The organism is Kribbella sp. NPDC026611 (genome assembly GCF_040638345.1).
Lineage (GTDB): Bacteria > Actinomycetota > Actinomycetes > Propionibacteriales > Kribbellaceae > Kribbella.
This window is the reverse complement of record NZ_JBEZYC010000001.1, coordinates 432,295-450,400: the sequence shown is the minus strand read 5'-3', so window position 1 is coordinate 450,400 and position 18,106 is coordinate 432,295. Positions and strand designations below refer to the sequence as shown.

Here is an 18,106-nt window from a genome sequence, read left to right as displayed (position 1 = left end):
TGAGTGTTATCCGGCCTGGAAGAAGGCGCCTTTGAGGTAGTCGTGCACGGCGTCCTCGGAGACCCGGAACGAACGACCCACCCGCACCGCGGGCAGCTCTCCGGAGTGCACCAACCGGTACACGGTCATCTTGGACACGCGCATGGCCGTGGCGACCTCCGCCACGGTCAGGAACTTCACCTCGGCGAGCGGCTGCTCACCACCGGACTTCTTTGATGCCATTTGCGCACCGCACTTCCAGCACGGATCGTGCGCCGGCTTCCCCTCCGGCACCTCCGCCCGTGCATGTCCCGAGCGTAGTGGCTGTTGGTACGAATGGGAAAGAGGGGGACTCCTGTGACTCAATAGGTTGGATCAAGACCTAACAAAGGAAACGAAGCGTCGCGTGTCGCCTTGATCGAGCGGTCGAGCCACGTGCCGGGGTTGTAGCCGGTGGACCAGGCGGCGTACGACGCGTCGTGACCGTCGGTCATCAGCCGCGGCGCAGAGCGACCGAAGCGGCGCTGGACGTCGTCGCGCCAGGACTCGGGGACCTCCGTGGACGGGTCGATCGGGGCGCCGGCGACGATCGCCAGCAGGTGCGTCCACGCCCGCGGGACGACGTCCAGGATCGCGTACCCACCACCACCGGTCGCGACCCACTTCCCACCGGCGACCTCGTGCGCGAGGTCGTGCAGAGCGAGGTACGCCGCTCGCTGCCCGTCGATCGACTTCGACAGGTGCGCCAAGGGGTCCTTCGCATGCGAGTCACATCCGTGCTGCGTCACGAGCACCGACGGCCGGAACGCCTTCACCACGTCCGGCACGACCGCGTGGAACGCCCGCAACCACCCGGCATCATCCGTTGACGGCGGCAGCGCGATGTTGACCGCCGTACCCTCCGCGTCCGGCCCGCCAGTCTCACCCGCGCCGCCCGTCCCTGGGAACAACGTCGTCGGCGACTCGTGCAGACTCACCGTCAGCACTCGCGGATCGTTGTAGAACACGGCCTGCACGCCGTCTCCGTGATGTACGTCGACATCCACGTACGCGACCCGCTCGGCGCCGTGGTCCAGCAGCCACTGAATCGCGATCGCCGGATCGTTGTACACGCAGAACCCGCTGGCCAGGTTGGGCATCGCGTGGTGCAGGCCGCCCGCGATGTTCGCCGCGTGCAGCACGTCGCCCTCCCACACCGCCCGCGCCGCCTCGACCGAGGCACCGACGATGTGCGCCGACGCCTCGTGCATCTGCGGGAAGCAGTACGTGTCGCTGGTCCCGAGCCCGTGCGTCGGATCCGACTCGGTCGGATCCAGCCCGGCCCGCTTCACCGCGTCGACGTACTCCGCCGTGTGCACGGTTTCGAGCAGCGCGTCGTCCGCGCTCGGCGCCGGTACGACCTTGAGCTCGTCGAGTACGCCGAGGGCCCGGGCGAGCTTGATCGTCAGCTCCACCCGGATCGGACTCATCGGGTGCCCACGGCCGAAGTCGTACGCCGTCAACGCGTCATCGAAAACCAGCAACGCCTCACCGCTCATGGCAAAGACCTTAGCCGTCAGACCTCCGGAAGAGGTTTCCCGAACCTTCTGCTCATCCAGAACGCACCGCGCCGGGCATGAAAGACCGACATCACCACGGTGCCCAGAGCCCCGGCGATCAACGCCGCCCACGGATGCCGATCGACGTGAGCCAGCGCGATCAGCACCCCGGCGATCGCGAACGCCGCCAGGCCGGCGACCGCGTTGTTGGTGGCCGAGTTCCCGGTCACGTTCGGGTACTCGCGGGCCGTGATCCCCTGGACGAAGTGCGGAATGCCGTTCGTCCCCATCAGCCCGCCCAGGAAGGTCAGCACGATCACCTGCAGCATCGGAAGCTCCTCAGTTTCGGTCTACAAGCGTTGACTGAAACTGTAACACCCGAGTCAACACCCGTAGACTGAAGCGATGACGACCCGGCTCGAGCAACGACGCCAGACCGAGGACCGGATCCTGACCGCGGCCCGGCGGCTGTTCGGCGAGCAGGGCTTCGACCGGACCACGATCCGCGCGATCGCGACCGCGGCCGGCAGCGACCCCGGCCTGGTGATGCGGTACTTCGGCTCCAAGGAGAAGCTGTTCGCCCAGGCGGCCGCGATCCCGGCCGACGGCCCGATCGACGGCACGCCCGACCAGATCGCCCGGCAACTCACCGAAGCCCTGACCAGCAAGCTGGCCGACGAGCCGACCGCCGCACTTGCGGCCCTGCGGGCGATGTTCAGCCATCCCGAGGCCGCCGACGAGGTCCGTACGGCGATGGCAGCCCAGCAACGGCAGGTCGCGGCGCTGCTTCCGGGCGAGGACGCCGTACTGCGCTCAGGCGTGATCGGCGCACTCACCCTCGGTCTGGTGATCAGCCGGCACCTGGTCCGGCTCGACGGGCTGGATGCTTCACCTGAGGAGCTGATGGCGGTCGCCGGGCCGCTGATCGACGAGCTGGTGACGGGTTCTAGGCCGATCGAATAGATTGCCCGCCCCCCAGCGCCGGATGACGATCGAGGGCAGTCCTCCCCCCGCCCCGAAGGAGTCCTGCCCATGCGTGCGATCGTCCGTGCACTCCCCGCGCTGGTCAGCGTGGCCGCGCTTGCCTTCACCCTGAGCCCCGCCACGGCGCCGGCCGCCAATCAGTCAGCCAACCTGCCCGCTGAGCTGCCCGCAGTGCCCATCAACGCCGCCACGCCGACCAAGATCATGCCGCTCGGCGACTCCAACACGGCCGGCGGCGACGCGCCCGGCGCGGCCTACCGGGCCGACCTGTGGCAGCTGCTGCGCGCCGACGGCCGGCCGATCGACTTCGTCGGCTCGGTGACCAGCGGGCCGGCCGGCGTGCTCGGCGACCGCGACCACGAAGGTCACGGCGGCTGGACGATCGGCCAGATCCAGGGCAGCGTCGTCGGCTGGCTGACCACCTACCGGCCGGACGTGATCACGCTCCAGATCGGCACCAACGACATGTACGACGACGCGTCGGCGGGCGCCGCACCGGGCAAGCTGTCCACGCTGCTCGACACGATCAGCAACACGCTGCCGAACGCGAAGGTGTTCGTCTCGAGCATCCCGCAGCTCGCCGACCCGAACCACTACAGCCGGGTGGCGGCCTACAACTACACGATCCCGGGTATCGTCGCCGCGAAGGTTGCCTCCGGCAAGCAGGTGAGCTTCCTGGACGCGAACTCCGGTCTCTTCCAGCCGTACGACTTCGTCGATATGTGGCATCCGAACTACGGCGCCGCATCCAAGGCCGCGATCCGCTGGTACGGCGCGCTGACCGGCGTACCGATCACCCGGCTCGAGGCCGAGCAGACCGCGAACGCGACCGTCACCAACGCCAAACGGACGCAGATCACCTCGGCATCGGGCGGCGCGAAGATCGGCTACATCGACTACCCCGACAGCTCGGTCACCTTCACCTTCGAGCTGGGCACCGCCGGCACCTACCGGGTCCGCGCCCGTGGCGCGAACGGGATGGGGACGGTCTGCAGCCACAAGGTGTCGGCGAACGGCGGGCCGCCGGCGACGATCAGCTATCCGTCGTACAGCTGGGACCTGCTCGGTGAGTCGGCCGTCGACCTGCCGCTGAACGCGGGTGTGAACACGCTGAAGTTCACCAAGGGCGACTGCTACACCGAACTGGACGCGATCGACCTCAGCCCGGTCCCGACCAGCTGAGCGGCGGCTGAGAGCAGGTCTCGAAACAACAACGGGCCGGCGCGACACCCCTCCTGGGTCGCGCCCGCCCGTCATAGGTTCAACAAGCCGTTCATCGCTCGAGGACTGCAAAGTGTTACAAGACTTGCAGGAACCTGCCGAGACGGACGCGATTCGGTTGCGGAGGGTTACGAAGCGCGGACTAGTCCTGTACCCTGCCCGCGATCACGGAGCGTGTCGCAGGTAGCTGCAAACCTGAGAACCGGACTTGCGCCTCTCGGCCCTCAGACCGCACAGTTCCGTTCCGTGAGGAAGCGTTTGTACTCGATGAAACCGAACCGACGGCAAATCTTTACGGCGGGAGCGGCCGTGGCCGCGTCGTCCGTTGCCGTCTCTGCCCTGCCGGCGGCGGCCGCCACGCCGACCGGCACCTATGGATCCGGCTCGCTCGGCCCGTGGTCGTCCGGCACGCGAGCTATCTCGACCGACACCCAGATCCGCAAGGTACTCGACACCAACGGCGTGTTCATGTTCGGCGACAGCATCGCCGTCCAGGACGGCAAGTCGCTGGCGATCCGGCTGGCCGGACGGGACGGCAGCCAGCTGGCCGTCCACAACTGGTCCGGGCGGCCGACGGTCGGTGCGGTCGACGCGCTGGCCGCGTGGGCCGGCCGCTTCGGTCTGCCGCGCCGGATCCTGATGGCGACCGGGACCAACGACATCTTCGACCCGCCGAAGTTCGCCGCGCAGGTCGAGCGCGCGCTGAGCATCGTCGGCCCGAACCGGACGGTGTACTGGATCAATATCCAGGTCGCCCGGAAGGCCGTCACCGCGACGATGCAGCTCGCCGACCAGCGGAACAGCGCGTGGGTCAACCTGCAGCTGTCGGACGCGCAGAAGGGCCACGGCAACCTGCGGATCGTCCGCTGGGCCGAGTACCTGGCGGTCAAACCGAACCGGCTGGCCAGCTACCTGCGCGACGGCCTGCACACCTCGATCCCACTCGGCCAGGACGCCCGCAACGAGCTTGCCGTCCAGGCTCTGACCGGCCCCCGGTGAGCTACAGTGGACGCGTGAACACGAACTTGCAGCTGTGGTGGGCCGTCTGAGGGCGGTCCACCCCAGCGTGTTCGCACGCAGCCACCAAGGCCGCCTCGCCGAGGCGGCCTTTTTCTGTCCTCGGTGGGGCTCCACGCACCGAAAGGGCACGATCATGACCTCGCTTTCCGGCATCACCCCGTCCGGCCGGCTGACGCTCGGCAACCACCTCGGCGCGCTCCGCCGGTTCACCGACCCGGACGGCTTCTACTTCGTCGCGAACCTGCACGCGATGACGACCCGGCACGACCCTCGAAGACTCGCGGGCCTCACCCGCGAGTTCGCCACGCTGATGCTCGCGGCCGGTGTCCCCGAGGGCACGGTGTTCGTCCAGTCCGACGTCCCCGCGCACGCACAGCTCGCGTACCTCCTCGAGTGCACGTCGTACGTCGGTGAGTTGTTCCGGATGGTCCAGTACAAGGAGAAGGGCAAGGGTCGGCCGATGACGCGGGCCTCGCTGCTCACGTACCCGTGCCTGATGGCCGCGGACATCCTGCTGTACGGCGCGGAGCGGGTCCCGGTCGGCGGTGACCAGGACCAGCATGTCGAGCTGGCCCGGGACATCGCGATCCGGTTCAACCGCGAGTACGGCGAGACGTTCGTCGTACCGGAGCTGGCGAAGGCGGCGCTCGCGATGCGGGTCAAGGACCTGGCCGAGCCGACCGCGAAGATGAGCAAGTCCGCCGCCGACAACGCGGTCGGGACGATCCGGCTGCTCGACCCGCCGGACGTGATCCGCCGCCAGATCATGCGCGCGGTGACCGACTCGGAGAACGAGGTCCGCCACGACGAGGTGAACAAGCCCGGTGTCACCAACCTGCTGGAGATCCTGGCCGCCTGCACGGACGCCGACCCGTTCGAGCTGGCCGCTTCGTACACGTCGTACGGCGACCTGAAGCGGGACGTCGCGGATGCCGTGCTGGCCGTGATCGAGCCGCTGCAGAAGGAGTTCGCGCGGCTGGCCACGGACCCGGGGGCGATCGACGCGATGCTCGCCCAGGGGCGGGACCGCGCGATCGAAGCCAGCACGCCGCGACTCCAGGCGGCGACCCGGGCGATGGGTTTGGCAGGATCTGCCCCATGAAGCTCCGCGCCGCCACGTTCAACATCCGCAACTCCTCGGCACCGGACGGCGACAACGCCTGGCCGGTCCGGCGGGGCGCGACGGTGGCGGCGATCGAGCACCTCGACGCCGACGTGGTCGGGCTGCAGGAAGTGCTGCCCGACCAGTTGGAGTACCTGCGCTGGCGGTTCCCGAAGTACGAGATCGTCGGAGCGGGCCGGGAGGACGGGATGAGCGCGGGTGAGCACTCGGTCGTGCTGGTCCGGCCGGGCGACTGGCGGGTCGAGCGGCACGAGACGCGCTGGCTGTCCGACGACCCGGGGACGCCGGGATCGGTCGGCTGGGACGCGGACCTGACCCGGATCGCGACGCTGGTCTGGCTGCGGCACCGCAACGGTACGACGATCGGCGTCGCGAACACGCACTACGACCATGCGGGCGAGGTCGCGCAGCTGCAGTCGTCGCGGCTGATCGCGCGCTGGGTGGCGGGTTCGCTGCCGTGGATCGTGATGGGCGATCTGAACGCGACGCCGGACTCGCCGCCGGTGAAGACGCTGGTGGATGCCGGGCTGCGGCTCGCCGTACCGCTCGCGGTCGGTGGCAGCTGGCACGATTTCACCGGGTCGGAGGACGACGACCGCATCGACCACATCCTGGTGACATCCACCTGGACGGTGACCGACGCGGCCGTCGCGCACTACCGCCCGAACGGGCGGCTCCCGAGCGACCACTGGCCCGTGGTCGCGTCGCTAGAGCTTCAGTAGGAGGCCACAAAGAGAAGTCCGTGCCTCATCCTCCCTCCTGCGCAGTCAGCACCGCCTCGCCGTTCTCCTCCGCCCACTCGGTGAGCAGCCGGATCGGAACCATCAGGGTGCGGCCGAGGTCGGTCAGCGCGTACTCGACCCGGGGCGGCACGCCGCCGTAGTCGTGACGCTCCACCAGACCGTTCAGCTGCAGCCGGCGGAGGGTCTGGGTCAGCACCTTCTTCGAGATGCCGCCGATGAGCTCGATCAGCTCCGAGTGCCGGCGGGCGCGGTCGTTGAGGCCCCACAGGACGACCACGGCCCACTTGTCGGCGATCACCTCGACGGCGAGGCGCGCCGGGCAGTCCGCCAGGAACACGTCACCAGCTTCTACTCCGTCCACGGCGATCAGGGTACCCAGGGGTTCCCACGGCGCTGGCTAGCGTCGTGTGCATGATTCCGGAAAGCAGCTACCGGCTCTTCGAGGAGCCCAGGGACATCACGATGATCACGATCAACCCGGACGGGTCGCCGCACGCCGCGCTGGTGTGGGTGGAGCGGGACGGGGACGAGCTGTTGCTCGGCCTGGAGGAGAAGCACCGGAAGACGCGCAACCTGCGGCGCGATCCGCGGATCACGCTGCTCCTGCAGGACGATCGGACCAGCACACGGGGGCTCACGCAGTACCTGATCGCACGGGGTCGGGTCACGCTGACGGAGCCGGGCACAGCGGAGTACAAGCCGTTGATGGATCGGTTGACGAAGAAGTATCTCGGGCAGGACGAGTTCCCGTTCACCACCGAGGCTGTGCTCGCCAACGCTGTCGTCGCGCGGGTGACCGTCGACCGCGTGAGCGGTGAAGGGCCGTGGGCCTAGAGGACGATGTGCCAGCGGAGCAGGAAGGCGCCGATGGACAGGACGATGTAGAGCAGGACCAGGGCCGCACCGACGCCGGGGCGCGGGCGGTGGCGGCGGGTCGGCAGGGAGAACGCCTGCTGACGCAGGGCTTCCATCACCGCGCCGACCTCCTCGGTGCGGTCCGTGGGGATGCCGTTGATCTCGTTCTCGTCCGGGCCGCGGGTGAGCACGACGTTGTCGTCGCCGACCTCGATCTTGCCGATGTCCTGCCAGGCCAGGCTGCGGATCAGCATGCTGGTCCGCGCCTTCACGCCGGTCTCGAACAGCTCGACGCGGTACAGCACGACGCCGCCGGCGACCCGGACGACCGACGCGCCGATGATCGTCAGCAGCGCGACCGCGAGCATGTCGCGGGCGCCCATCCAGAGCCACGAGTTCAGCGCAGGCACGGCGATGAACGGCGTGACGAACAACGCCCACGCCCACCACGGCGCCGGGTCGAGCGGCACACGCCAGGGCAACTGCGGCACGTCCTGCAGCTCGGCAGGCGCGGTGGCCTTGTCGACCGAACCATTACCCATGGGCGGACTCATCCCTCGAACATGGCGGAAACCTCGGCGCATTACCTTAACGCCAGCTGAGGAAGTGTCCAGCGAGGGGTGGGGCTTGAGCGATAGCGGTGTCCAGGTGCGTGCATCGCGGTGCTTGGTCAGTGGCCTCGATGCGGAGCATCGTGGGCGCTGGCCAAGTGCCGTGAGGTGCGTGCCTGGGCGCCGGTAGCGCCAAGCCCCACCCCTCGCTGGACACTTAAGGTGTTATTCGGCCGCTAGGGCGCGGGATCTGTTGCGGGCGGCTTCGATCGCGGAGAGGAATGCTGCGCGGACCTTGTGGTCTTCGAGTTCGCGGATGGCGGCGGCCGTCGTACCGCCTGGGGACGTGACGCGTTCCCGCAGTACCGTCGGGTGTTCGCCGGTCTCGCGGAGCAGCTTCGCCGAGCCGACCACGGTCTGTACGACGAGGTCCGTCGCCGTGCTGCGCGGCAGGCCCATGTGGACGCCGGCCTCGATCATCGCCTCGACGACGAAGAACAGGTACGCCGGTCCCGAGCCGGAGATCGCGGTCACCGCATCCTGCTGCTTCTCCGGCACGCGGATGACCCGCCCGGTCGCGGCCAGCAGACCCTCGGCGAGCTCGAGGTGGCTCTCGTCGCAGTGCGCGCCGCGGGAGATCGCCGCCATCCCCTCGTCCACCAGGGCCGGCGTGTTCGGCATGACGCGGACGACGGCGACGCCCTCGGGCAGCCGGGACTCGACGAAGCTGGTCGTGATGCCCGCGGCCAGCGAGACCACGGTCTGCGTCGGCTGGATCACCGGGGCGATCTCGGCGAGCAGGTCCGGCATGTCCTGCGGCTTCACCACCAGGACGAGCGTGTCCGCCTTCGCCGCCGCGTCCACGTTGGAGACGACATCGACGCCGTACCGCTCGCGCAGCTCGGCGGCCCGCTCCTCACGCCGCTCGGTGATGAGGAGGTCCTCCGGTCGCCGCCCAGCCCGAATCAGGCCGGACAGCAACGTCTCCCCCATCACCCCGGCCCCGAGAATGGCCACCTGTGCACTCATGGTGCTCAGGTTACTGCTCGTGGGCCTGTCTACTTCTTGCTGATCAAGGAGCGGGCGAAGAACTGCAGGTTGGCGGGGCGCTCGGCGAGGCGGCGGACCAGGTAGCCGTACCAGTCCTCGCCGTACGGGATGTAGACCCGCACGGTGTGGCCGAGGCCGGCCAGGCGGAGCTGCTCCTCCGGGCGGATGCCGAAGAGCATCTGGTACTCGTAGCTGCCCGGCTGGCGGTTGGCGCGGTCCGCCAGCGCACCGGCGATCGAGATCAGCCGCGGGTCGTGCGAGGCGACCATGGGGTAGCCGGTGCCGTTCATGAGGATCTTGAGCGCGCGGACGTACGCCTTGTCGACCTGCCGCTTCTCCTGGAACGCGACCGACTCGGGCTCCTTGTACGCGCCCTTGCACAGGCGGACCCGGGAACCGGCGTGCGCTAGGTCGCGGCAGTCGCCTTCGGTACGCCGAAGGTACGCCTGCAGGACCGCGCCCGTCTCGGGGAAGTCCTGGCGCAGCTCGCGCAGGATGCCCAGCGTGGAGTCGGTGGTGGTGTGGTCCTCCATGTCGAGGGTCACCGTCGTACCCGCGTTGCGGGCGGCGTGGCAGATCGTCTGCGCGTTCTCGAGCGCGATCTTCTCCCCGTCGCCGGGGAGCGCCTGGCCGACCGCGGACAGCTTGACCGAGACCTCGGCGTTCGTGGTCAGGCCGGCCTCGGAGAGCTTCTTCAGCAGGTCGAGGTACGCATCGGCCGTGGCCTGCGCCGCGGCCAGGTCGGTGACATCCTCACCGAGGTGGTCGAGGGTGACGTTCAGGCCGTTGCTGACCAGCTTCTCGGTGGCCAGGACGACCTCCGGAGCGGTCTCACCGGCCACGAACCGCGCGACGATGCCACTGGACACCGGGAGCGACGACACGGCCTTCTTGATCTGGGGGCTGCGGGACAGGCCCAGCAGGACTCGCCGAAGCACTTACTTTTCCTCCCTCTGCCAGTGGTGTTTGCAGGCTACGCGCCTGAACCTGGCGCTCCCTAATCGTGTGGCCGGGACCACACCACCGGGCTCGGTGGTTCGGTGGTTCTGTGGGTGGTTTCGGTGACTTTCGGTGCACGCACCCTCCGTGGGGGAGGATTCGATCATGCCCATCTTCAAGCGTCGCAAGCGGAACGTCGTGGAGGCCGACCCGATCGGCGCGTTCTGGTCGTGGTGGTCCGCGGCGGGCGCTGACGAGGTGGCCGAGGCGATCGCGCGCCGGGAGCCGACGGGTGCCAACGCGGCGCTGACCGAGTGGATCGGACGGATCCACGCGGACCTTGAGTGGGAGCTCGGGCCGGGACTGCACGCGTCGCACGTGCTGATCGTGACGGCGGCCGGCAATCCGGAGCTGCGCGCGGTCGCGCGGCGCTGGTTGCGGGCCGCGCCGACGTCGGACCAGGTCTGGGAGTACGCCGACCTGCGGCGGCCGGGGCCCGCGATGACGATCACGTTCGAGGGGTTGCCGCCGGTCGCGATCGAGGAAGCGCTGGTGACGATCGAGCCGGACTCGGCATCGATCCACGTCGGCGTACACCACCCTGCTTTTGCGTCGCTGCCGGAAGACGTACAGCAGCGGGTGACGTTCCTGATCCTCGACCTGGTGCTCGGCGAGGAGATGGTGGAGACGTGGATCGGCGCGATCGAGACGCTGGCGTCCGCGCCGGTCGACGCCGTACCGATCACGTCCTTGCTCCCGGCGGTGGCTGGATTTGCCGCTGAGCACACGCTGGACGACGGCAGTCCGGCGTGGAAAATGCTCGAGGGTACGCGCGACGGTCAGCGGGTGATCGCGACCGCGGAGTACCCGTTGCGATCGATCCGGCGACCACACCTGGACACGCACGTCGCGGTCTCGATCGGGTACCCCGTCGTCCGCGACGACGGCCTCCCCGAGTCCGAGATGCTCGACGAGCTCCGCGCCTTCGAAGACCACCTCACCGACCGCCTCGGCGGCTCCGGCAACCTCCTCGCCCACGAAACCAGCGCCGGCACCCGCATCCTCCACTACTACACCGACAGCACCACCCCCGCCGAAGCCCAACTCCAAGCCGCCACCACCGGCTGGCCCCACGGCAAAGTAACCATCACCACCCACCAAGACCCCGCCTGGCAAAACGTCTCCCACCTCGCCGGCTGACAGCCCCACGCAGCGCTACGCGCGGCTCCTCCGTCGCCGTGCTACGCCCCGCTCCCACCCACCCTGTGCGCGCGGCTACCGCCGCTCAAGCGCGCGGCTGCCGCCGCTCATGTGACTACACCGTGGTCACGCCGGACTGCGTTCTCGAGGCGGCGACTGATCAGCCGTGGCTGGCGACCAGTCTGGCCTTGACTGCAGCGAGGGCCGCAGGAAGTGAACCCGGGAGCCAGCCGGACGACTGGTCGCCGGGTTTCGCGCTTCCTAGGACGCGTGCAGGTTGTCTTGAGGCTGAGTCGGCGGTGGATGCCTAGGGCAATTGCATCGGGGAGCGGCGGCCGTGGCTCTGTCGGCGTCTTCGACCTTCGGAGGTACCCGGGAGCGGCGAGTACCGCAGCAGCACCGCACTGGGACTATCACCGGCACCACTCACCAGCAGTACGACGAGGTAGCACGCCAGCCCGGGTAGTCGCCGCGAGCGCAGCGAGCGAACCCCCCGGCGGCAGCCGGGAACACCGGGGCGCCCGCCCCGAACATCAGGGTGGGTGGGGCGGCGCATAGCTCGGCGACGAAGGAGCCGTGCGTAGCACCGCGCTGGGATTACCACCAGCACCACGTACCAGCAGTACGACGAGTAGTGCGCCGGCCAGGGGTGGTCGCAGGCGGGCGGCAGCCCGCAACCCGCCAGCGGCAGCTGGCAGACAGCCGGCGCTAAGCCGGAGGGTGGGTGGGAGCGGGGCGTAGCACGGCGACGAAGGAGCCGCGCGTAGCACCGCGTGGGATGGACCTCGGTGGCGTGCAACCTGGGGTGGGTGGGGTTCCGTCTTGAGGGGGAGATGGAGAGTGAGGGGCGGATGGCTGAGCGGGACGAGGCTTTTGTTGCGTTCGTGCAGGCGGCTGAGGCTTCGCTGCGGCGGACCGCGTTCTTGGTGTGCGGGGACCGGCACAAGGCCGACGACGTCGTACAGGACGCGCTTTACAAGCTGTACCTGTCCTGGCCGAAGGTGCAACGCGTCGGGAACCCGTTCGCCTACGCCCGCCGGATCGTGGTCAATGCGGCGCATGACGGTGGCCGGCGGCCGTGGCGGCGGGAGGTGGCGATCTCCGACGTACCGGATCGGACCGATCTGCACGATTTCGCGGCGGGGTATGCCGAGCGCGACGAAGTACTGCTCGCGCTCCGGTCGCTCGGGCCGCGGCAGCGGGCGTGCGTGGTGCTCAGGTACTACGAGGATCTCAGCGTCGAGCAGACCGCGGAGATCCTCGGGTGCTCGACCGGCACCGTGAAGAGCCAGGCGTCCCGCGGCCTCGACACTCTCCGCCAAGCCATCAACCGGCGGACGAGCACGCTGTGAAGGAGAACGAGATGGAAGACGAGCAGCAGGTCAGCGCCGAGCTCCGCCGCCTGGCCGACAACGAGCACTTCGACCCCCTGGACACCAACGAACTACTGCACCGCGGCCACCGCGGCCGCCGGCGCCGGATGATCTTCACCGCGAGCGGTGCGGCCGTCGCGGTGGCTGCCGTGGCGGTCGCCGTCAGCGTGGTCCCCAACCTGGCCTCCGCGGACAAGACCCCCGAGGTCGCGACCACGACCACCACCCGCCCCCAGAACCCCGACTTCGAACCGGTTCCCGGCGTGGCACACGGTGAGGATTCAGCGGACCAGCGGATCTCGCAGAACGAGGCCGAGCGCCGCTGCGCCCTGCGGAATCCGAAGGAGAAGCGCCCGCTCCGCAAGCAGGGCAACTACCGCGTCGGCGACGGCGCCCAGTACGACGTCAAGATCGGCCAGAGGTACGGCGAGTGCAACGTGCCGGGTGGAGACAAGCCGAAGCCTGCCCTGGTCGCGGCCGCCGCCGCGGAACCGATGCCGACCAGCGTCAAGGGGCAACTGCGGAACTGCTCGGTGCTGTCTTGGATCGACCTGACCGACTGGCACGTGGTCGCGAGCGATCGTTCGAACATTCTGCATCGTTCGATCCTGCTGGCGATCTCTCCGTCGGGCCGCAAGCTGGTCGACTGCGGGTTGAGTACCCAGAAGGGCATGACAGGCGAGTTCACGAGCGGTACGCAGTTTTACTCGCTGGACAAGCTGGGCCCAAACGACCCGGTCTTCTTCCCGATTCCCAAGGGCAGCTATGCCGAGATGTTTGTCGGTGGCGGCGGAAGTCTCGGGCGCTGCAACAGCCACGTCTGCACGGGCTACAACTACGTCGGCTGGGGACGGGCGGCGGCCGGCGCCACCGAGGTCCGGCTGTCGATCGGCTCCAGCAAGGTGACCAAGCTGCCGGTTCACGACGGCTGGTTCGCCTTCACCTGGGCGGTCTACGCGAAGTATGACGTCAAGACCCAGCCCAAGGTGGTCGCCTACGACGCGCACGGCAAGGTGGTGCGCGACTTCTCCTAAGGGGTACGCCGTTTGAGGGTGGCGGCGCCGAGGCCGAGGGCGGCGAGGATGAAGGCGAGGACGATCAGGGCGTCGGTGCCGGCGCCGGAGAGGAAGCCGTTGCCTTGTGCAACGGAGATGACGGCGTCGACGGCGTACGACAACGGGAGTACGTCGCTGACGCCGTGCAGGACTCCGGGCAGGTGGTCGCGCGGGATCAGCAGGCCGCAGAGCAGGATCTGCGGGATCATCACCGCCGGCATCATCTGCACCGCCTGGAACTCGGTGCTCGCGAAGGCGCTGGCGAACAGGCCCAGCGCCGTACCGAGAACTCCGTCCAGGACCGCGACCACTCCGAGCTGCCACGCATCGCCCTGGATGTCGAGACCCAGCAGGTACAGGGCGATCGAGACGACGACCGCTGCCTGCACCACGGCGATCAGTGCGAACGCCAGCGCATAGCCGAGCAGGAAGTCCAGCTTGCCCATCGGCATCGTGAACAGCCGGGCCAGCGTCCCGGTCGAACGTTCACGCAACGTCGCAACGGACGTGACAACGAACATGATGATCGAAGGAAAGACGGCGAGCAGCGGTCCGCCGATCCGGTCGAATGTGGTCGGCGAGTCGTAGAACATCCACCACATCAGCGTGACCAGCAACGTCGGCAGCCCGATCAGCATCGCGACCGTCCGGTGGTCACGCCGCAGCTGGGCGAGCACCCGGGCCGCGATCGCAAACGTCACCCGCGGTGTCATCGCACACCAGCCTTTCGATCGATCAAGGTCAGGAACGCTTGTTCGATGTCGTCGGTACCCGCGGACTCGAGCAGAGCCTGCGGAGTGTCGTCGGCGAGCAGCTCGCCGTCCCGCATCAGCAGTAGCCGGTCGCACCGCGACGCTTCGTCCATCACGTGACTGGAGACGAGCAACGTCGCCCCGGCGTCGGCCAACTCGTGGAATAAGTTCCACAGATCGCGGCGCAGTACCGGATCCAGCCCGACCGTCGGCTCGTCCAGCACCAGCAGCTCGGGGCTCCCGAGCAGCGCCGCGGCGAGCGACGCGCGCGACCGTTGCCCTCCAGACAGCTGATCCACCCGAGCCTGAGCGTGCGACGTCAGGTCGACCGCCTCGATCACTCGATCAATATCGGTCGCGGGCACGCCGAGCACCCCGGCGAAGAAGCGCAGGTTCTCGGTCACGGTCAGGTCGCCGTACACGCTCGGCTCCTGCGTCACGTACCCGATCCGGCCCCGCAGCTTCGGCGCACCCGCCGGCAGGCCGAGCACCGACACGTCGCCGGTCACCCGCGCCTGCAGCCCGACGATCGCGCGGATCAGCGTGGTCTTGCCGCAGCCGGACGGCCCGAGCAACCCGGTCACCGTCCCGGCCCGGAGGTCGAACCCGACCCCGTGCAGGACTTCCCGGTCGCCACGCACCACCACGACGTCCCGGCAGCTCACCGCGTTTTTCATCATATGATGAATTTAGAACGCGCAGGACCGGTTTGGCAACCACTTAGATGACGTCGTACCCCTTCGCGGCGCTCAGCCCGTCCAGCCGCGGTTCGCCGTACCTCGTCCGCAGCGCACTGAACGCCGCCACCTTGTCCGGGCCGAATCGCCGCACCTCGGTCGTGAACGTGTCCGCGGTGACGAACACCGGCGGCGTGCGCTTGCTGTGGAACTTGTCCGCGTAGAGCACCAGCTCCTCCTCCGGCGACCGTGGCAGGTAGTCGTCGACGGGGATCGGCAGGTCCTGCCGGACGACGTCCTCACGGGTGATCCCGACCCCGGTATGGCAGGACGCGAACCGGCAGATCTCCTCCGGAAAGCCGAGCTCGGCCAGTAATTCGTGCCCGAGTACGCCGTGCCGGATGTAGGCGTCGCCGTCCAATCGGTAGACGCCGATGTCGTGCAGCAATGCACCGGCGCGGACCAGATCGGTGTCAACGTCCAGACCTATGAACAACTGCTCAACGAGCGAACAAACGATCCGGCAGTGATCAAACACCACCGCGAACGCCTCCCGCGTCGGCGCGGCGTCCCGGTGCAACGCCTCGATCTCGGCGTCGGTCGGAAGCTCCATCAGCCGGTCAGGTGCAGTTGGAGGACCGGAGCGAGCCGATCGATCAACGTCTGCAGGTCAACGGACGCCACCGGCTCCAGCCCGACCAGGTAACGCGCCATCGCGACGCCGATCAGCTGCGTCGCGACCATGCCCACCCGCAGCGTCGCATCGGGTACGTCGAGCGCTCGCGCGACTGGTTGGATGATCATCTCGCTGATCCCCTCGCGCATCAGTCGCGCCACCTCGTCGCTGCTGACCACGCTGCGGAAGATCGCCTTCATCCGCTGCTGCCCGTCGGCCGACTCCCACACGCCGAGGAACACCGACGCGATCCGCCGGCCGAGCTGGTCGCGCGGCCCGTCCAGGATCCGGAACGCGACCTGCCGCGGGTCGATCGGCAGCGCCATCGCCTCGACGAACAGGTCGTCCTTGCTGTCGAAGTAGTGGTGCACCAGCGCCGCGTCCACGCCGGCGTGCCGCGCGACGGCGCGGATCGAGGTGGCCGAGAAACCCTTCTCCGCAAAGGATTCCCGGGCCGCGGTGAGGATCTCGCCCCGCGTGTCCGGTCCGCCCGGGCGGCGTCCCGGCGTACGGCGGGGCGCCGTCACGGAGTCAGCTCCGAGATCTCCCCCTCCGGCGTCACCGCGAACGAGGTCCGGCGGGAGACCGTACGAACAAAGTGCTTTCGGGTGAACTCGAGCGACTCGATCAGATCGACCTCGCGCTCTGATCGGCTGGTGGCGCGCCTGGTGTTGATCTCGATGATGATGTGACCGCGGAAGTCCTGGGCGGCCAGGTTGTTCAGCAGGTCGGCTGCGCGCTGCGTACCCCGGCCGGGCACGAGGTGCTCGTCCTTGGCCGAGCCGGTGCCGTCGGTGAGGTGCACGTGCTTGAGGGTCCCGCCCATGGCGGCCGCGAGCGCGACGCAGTCCTGCTCGGCGGTCGACGCGTGCGACAGGTCGAGCGTGGTGTGTGCGTACTGCTGCTCGGTGGGGTCCCAGCTCGGCGCGTATGCCTGGAGGTCCCGGCCGGGCGCGCGCCACGGGTACATGTTCTCGACTGCGAGCACCACCCCGGTCCGCGCCTCCAGCTCGGCGATCCCCTCGACGAACCCGCGCGCGTAGTCCCGCTGCCAGCGGAACGGCGGGTGGACGACGACCACGTCGGCGCCGAGTTCCTTAGCGGCCTCGGCGCTGCGCTCGAGCTTGCTCCACGGGTCGGTCCCCCACACCCGCTGCATGATCAGCAGGGTCGGCGCGTGGATCGCGAGGACCGGGAGCTGGTGGTAGTCGATCAGCCGCTGGATCGCATCCATCTGCGTGCTCAGCGGGTCGATGCCGACCATCACCTCGACGCCGTCGTACCCGAGCCGGGCCGCCAGCTCGAACGCGCTGGCGGTGGACTCGGGGTAGACGGAGGCTGTGGACAGGCCGATCTTCGCGGTCGTACGGGAGTTCATCGATTCACCGGGGTTGGAGCTGGTCGAGCTGGGACAGGATCATGCCTTCGCGTAGGGCCCATGGGCAGACCTCGAGCGCGGGGAGGTCGAAGAGGTCCATCACCGCGTCCGCGACGAGCGCGCCGGAGACCAGCTGCGCTGCGCGACCGGCCGACACCCCGGGGAGGTCGGTGCGCTCGGCGGCGGTCATCTTCGTGAGCTTCGGCACCCACTCGGCCAGGTCGTCCCGGTTCAGGGCGCGCGGTACGTACGGGCCGTCGTCGGAGGGGGCTGCGCCCGCGATCCGGGCCAGCGAGCGGAAGGTCTTGCTCGTCGCCACGGAGCGCTGCGGCTTGCCAGCACGCAGTACCGGACCGGCGACGGCGGCCAGCTCCATGCGGATCCGTCGGCGCAGAGCGCGTACTTCGTCGCGGTCCGGCGGGTCGGTGGTGAGCATCTCGCGAGTCAGCCGGCCGGCACCGAGCGGTACCGATACCGCGACGGTCGGTTGCTCGTCGGACCCCGCAGCGATCTCCAGGGACCCACCGCCGATGTCGAAGACGGCCAGACGACCAGAGGACCAGCCGAACCAACGCCGTACGGCGAGGAACGTCAGCCGGGCCTCGTCGTCGCCGCTGAGCACCTGCAGGTCGACACCCGTTTCGGTCTGGACGCGCTCCAGCACCCGCTCGCCGTTCGGCGCCTCGCGCAGCGCGGAGGTCGCGAACGCGAGCACCGACTCACAGCCCTTGTCCTCGGCCAGCTCGACCGCTTCCTTGATGAACGAGACCAGCCCGTCCGCCCCGGACTGGGCGATCTTGCCGTCCTTGTCGAGGTGCTCGGCCAGCCGGAGTTCGGTCTTGTGCGAGTACGCCGGGAGCGGTGCGGCACCGCGGTGCGCGTCCACCACGAGCAGGTGGACGGTGTTTGATCCCACGTCGAGTACGCCGAGCCGCATACCCCTCACGCTACTCGACCCGGGGAGTACCGGCGGGTCGGCGGACGTTTTCACG

Annotated in this window: 22 protein-coding genes; 9 read left to right on the top strand and 13 right to left on the bottom strand. The window is 68.9% G+C overall.

Going from position 1 to position 18,106, the window contains the following annotated elements; translation table 11 throughout:
- Positions 1-6: 6 nt before the first annotated feature.
- From AB0E69_RS02245 to AB0E69_RS02235, 3 genes are all read right to left on the bottom strand, one after another.
- The gene (locus tag AB0E69_RS02245) at positions 7-222 is read right to left on the bottom strand and encodes a helix-turn-helix domain-containing protein (RefSeq protein WP_012923942.1); all 216 of its coding nucleotides are present in this window, start codon (positions 220-222) and stop codon (positions 7-9) included.
- 119 nt (positions 223-341) lie between these two features.
- Entirely contained in the window at positions 342-1,517 is a 1,176-nt protein-coding gene (locus AB0E69_RS02240) for an acetoin utilization protein AcuC (RefSeq protein ID WP_360138162.1), read from the bottom strand.
- Between the two features lie 17 nt (positions 1,518-1,534).
- Positions 1,535-1,846, bottom strand: coding sequence for a hypothetical protein (locus AB0E69_RS02235; protein WP_360138159.1), 312 nt, complete (start codon positions 1,844-1,846; stop codon positions 1,535-1,537).
- Between the two features lie 76 nt (positions 1,847-1,922).
- Between AB0E69_RS02235 and AB0E69_RS02230 the strand changes: the two genes are divergently transcribed.
- From AB0E69_RS02230 to AB0E69_RS02210, 5 genes are all read left to right on the top strand, one after another.
- Positions 1,923-2,480, top strand: a complete 558-nt coding sequence (locus tag AB0E69_RS02230; protein ID WP_360138156.1) for a TetR family transcriptional regulator — start codon at positions 1,923-1,925, stop codon at positions 2,478-2,480.
- Positions 2,481-2,549: 69 nt separating this feature from the next.
- Positions 2,550-3,683, top strand: a complete 1,134-nt coding sequence (locus tag AB0E69_RS02225; protein ID WP_360138153.1) for a GDSL-type esterase/lipase family protein — start codon at positions 2,550-2,552, stop codon at positions 3,681-3,683.
- A gap of 348 nt (positions 3,684-4,031) precedes the next feature.
- Positions 4,032-4,721 carry a hypothetical protein gene (locus tag AB0E69_RS02220; protein ID WP_360138150.1) on the top strand — a complete coding sequence of 230 codons (690 nt, stop codon included), beginning with the start codon at positions 4,032-4,034 and terminating at the stop codon, positions 4,719-4,721.
- Positions 4,722-4,875: 154 nt separating this feature from the next.
- Entirely contained in the window at positions 4,876-5,844 is a 969-nt protein-coding gene (gene trpS, locus AB0E69_RS02215; RefSeq protein ID WP_360138147.1) for a tryptophan--tRNA ligase, read from the top strand.
- Positions 5,841-6,587 (top strand): endonuclease/exonuclease/phosphatase family protein, encoded by a 747-nt coding sequence (locus tag AB0E69_RS02210; RefSeq protein ID WP_360138144.1) that lies wholly within the window; start codon positions 5,841-5,843, stop codon positions 6,585-6,587. The genes trpS and AB0E69_RS02210 overlap by 4 nt, the downstream gene beginning before the upstream one ends.
- Before the next feature lie 25 nt (positions 6,588-6,612).
- Here the strand turns inward: AB0E69_RS02210 and AB0E69_RS02205 are convergent, their stop codons facing one another.
- A complete protein-coding gene (locus tag AB0E69_RS02205) occupies positions 6,613-6,969 on the bottom strand; it encodes a helix-turn-helix domain-containing protein (RefSeq protein WP_360138142.1) in 357 nt (118 codons plus the stop codon).
- 50 nt (positions 6,970-7,019) lie between these two features.
- On the opposite strand from AB0E69_RS02205, the gene AB0E69_RS02200 reads away from it, so the two are divergent.
- Complete coding sequence (locus AB0E69_RS02200; protein ID WP_360138139.1) at positions 7,020-7,442, top strand: PPOX class F420-dependent oxidoreductase; 423 nt, start codon at positions 7,020-7,022, stop codon at positions 7,440-7,442.
- Here AB0E69_RS02200 and AB0E69_RS02195 read toward each other — a convergent pair.
- The 3 genes from AB0E69_RS02195 to AB0E69_RS02185 all read right to left on the bottom strand — a co-directional run bounded on the left by AB0E69_RS02195 (position 7,439) and on the right by AB0E69_RS02185 (position 10,002).
- On the bottom strand, positions 7,439-8,005 hold the full coding sequence (locus AB0E69_RS02195) for a hypothetical protein (protein WP_360138136.1): 567 nt from the start codon (positions 8,003-8,005) through the stop codon (positions 7,439-7,441). The two genes, AB0E69_RS02200 and AB0E69_RS02195, sit on opposite strands and share 4 nt — an antisense overlap.
- A gap of 234 nt (positions 8,006-8,239) precedes the next feature.
- On the bottom strand, positions 8,240-9,043 hold the full coding sequence (gene proC, locus AB0E69_RS02190) for a pyrroline-5-carboxylate reductase (RefSeq protein WP_360138133.1): 804 nt from the start codon (positions 9,041-9,043) through the stop codon (positions 8,240-8,242).
- Positions 9,044-9,072: 29 nt separating this feature from the next.
- The gene (locus AB0E69_RS02185; protein ID WP_360138130.1) at positions 9,073-10,002 is read right to left on the bottom strand and encodes a proline dehydrogenase family protein; all 930 of its coding nucleotides are present in this window, start codon (positions 10,000-10,002) and stop codon (positions 9,073-9,075) included.
- A gap of 166 nt (positions 10,003-10,168) precedes the next feature.
- Between AB0E69_RS02185 and AB0E69_RS02180 the strand changes: the two genes are divergently transcribed.
- The 3 genes from AB0E69_RS02180 (at position 10,169) to AB0E69_RS02170 (ending at position 13,610) form a co-directional block, all read left to right on the top strand.
- Positions 10,169-11,203 (top strand): DUF695 domain-containing protein, encoded by a 1,035-nt coding sequence (locus AB0E69_RS02180; protein WP_360138127.1) that lies wholly within the window; start codon positions 10,169-10,171, stop codon positions 11,201-11,203.
- Between the two features lie 851 nt (positions 11,204-12,054).
- Positions 12,055-12,555, top strand: a complete 501-nt coding sequence (locus tag AB0E69_RS02175; protein ID WP_360138124.1) for a SigE family RNA polymerase sigma factor — start codon at positions 12,055-12,057, stop codon at positions 12,553-12,555.
- Positions 12,556-12,566: 11 nt separating this feature from the next.
- The gene (locus tag AB0E69_RS02170; RefSeq protein WP_360138121.1) at positions 12,567-13,610 is read left to right on the top strand and encodes a hypothetical protein; all 1,044 of its coding nucleotides are present in this window, start codon (positions 12,567-12,569) and stop codon (positions 13,608-13,610) included.
- Here the strand turns inward: AB0E69_RS02170 and AB0E69_RS02165 are convergent.
- The 6 genes from AB0E69_RS02165 to AB0E69_RS02140 are packed head-to-tail and all read right to left on the bottom strand — an operon-like array spanning position 13,607 to position 18,051.
- A complete protein-coding gene (locus AB0E69_RS02165) occupies positions 13,607-14,344 on the bottom strand; it encodes an ABC transporter permease (RefSeq protein ID WP_360138118.1) in 738 nt (245 codons plus the stop codon). The two genes, AB0E69_RS02170 and AB0E69_RS02165, sit on opposite strands and share 4 nt — an antisense overlap.
- Complete coding sequence (locus AB0E69_RS02160) at positions 14,341-15,063, bottom strand: ABC transporter ATP-binding protein (RefSeq protein WP_360138115.1); 723 nt, start codon at positions 15,061-15,063, stop codon at positions 14,341-14,343. The genes AB0E69_RS02165 and AB0E69_RS02160 overlap by 4 nt, the downstream gene beginning before the upstream one ends.
- A 40-nt stretch (positions 15,064-15,103) precedes the next feature.
- Positions 15,104-15,673, bottom strand: coding sequence for an HDIG domain-containing metalloprotein (locus AB0E69_RS02155; RefSeq protein ID WP_360138112.1), 570 nt, complete (start codon positions 15,671-15,673; stop codon positions 15,104-15,106).
- Positions 15,673-16,263, bottom strand: coding sequence for a TetR family transcriptional regulator (locus AB0E69_RS02150; protein ID WP_360138109.1), 591 nt, complete (start codon positions 16,261-16,263; stop codon positions 15,673-15,675). The genes AB0E69_RS02155 and AB0E69_RS02150 overlap by 1 nt, the downstream gene beginning before the upstream one ends.
- A complete protein-coding gene (locus AB0E69_RS02145) occupies positions 16,260-17,114 on the bottom strand; it encodes a sugar phosphate isomerase/epimerase (protein WP_360138106.1) in 855 nt (284 codons plus the stop codon). The genes AB0E69_RS02150 and AB0E69_RS02145 overlap by 4 nt, the downstream gene beginning before the upstream one ends.
- A gap of 4 nt (positions 17,115-17,118) precedes the next feature.
- Positions 17,119-18,051: a Ppx/GppA phosphatase family protein gene (locus AB0E69_RS02140; RefSeq protein WP_360138103.1), complete on the bottom strand. Its 933-nt coding sequence runs from the start codon at positions 18,049-18,051 to the stop codon at positions 17,119-17,121.
- Positions 18,052-18,106 lie beyond the last annotated feature (55 nt).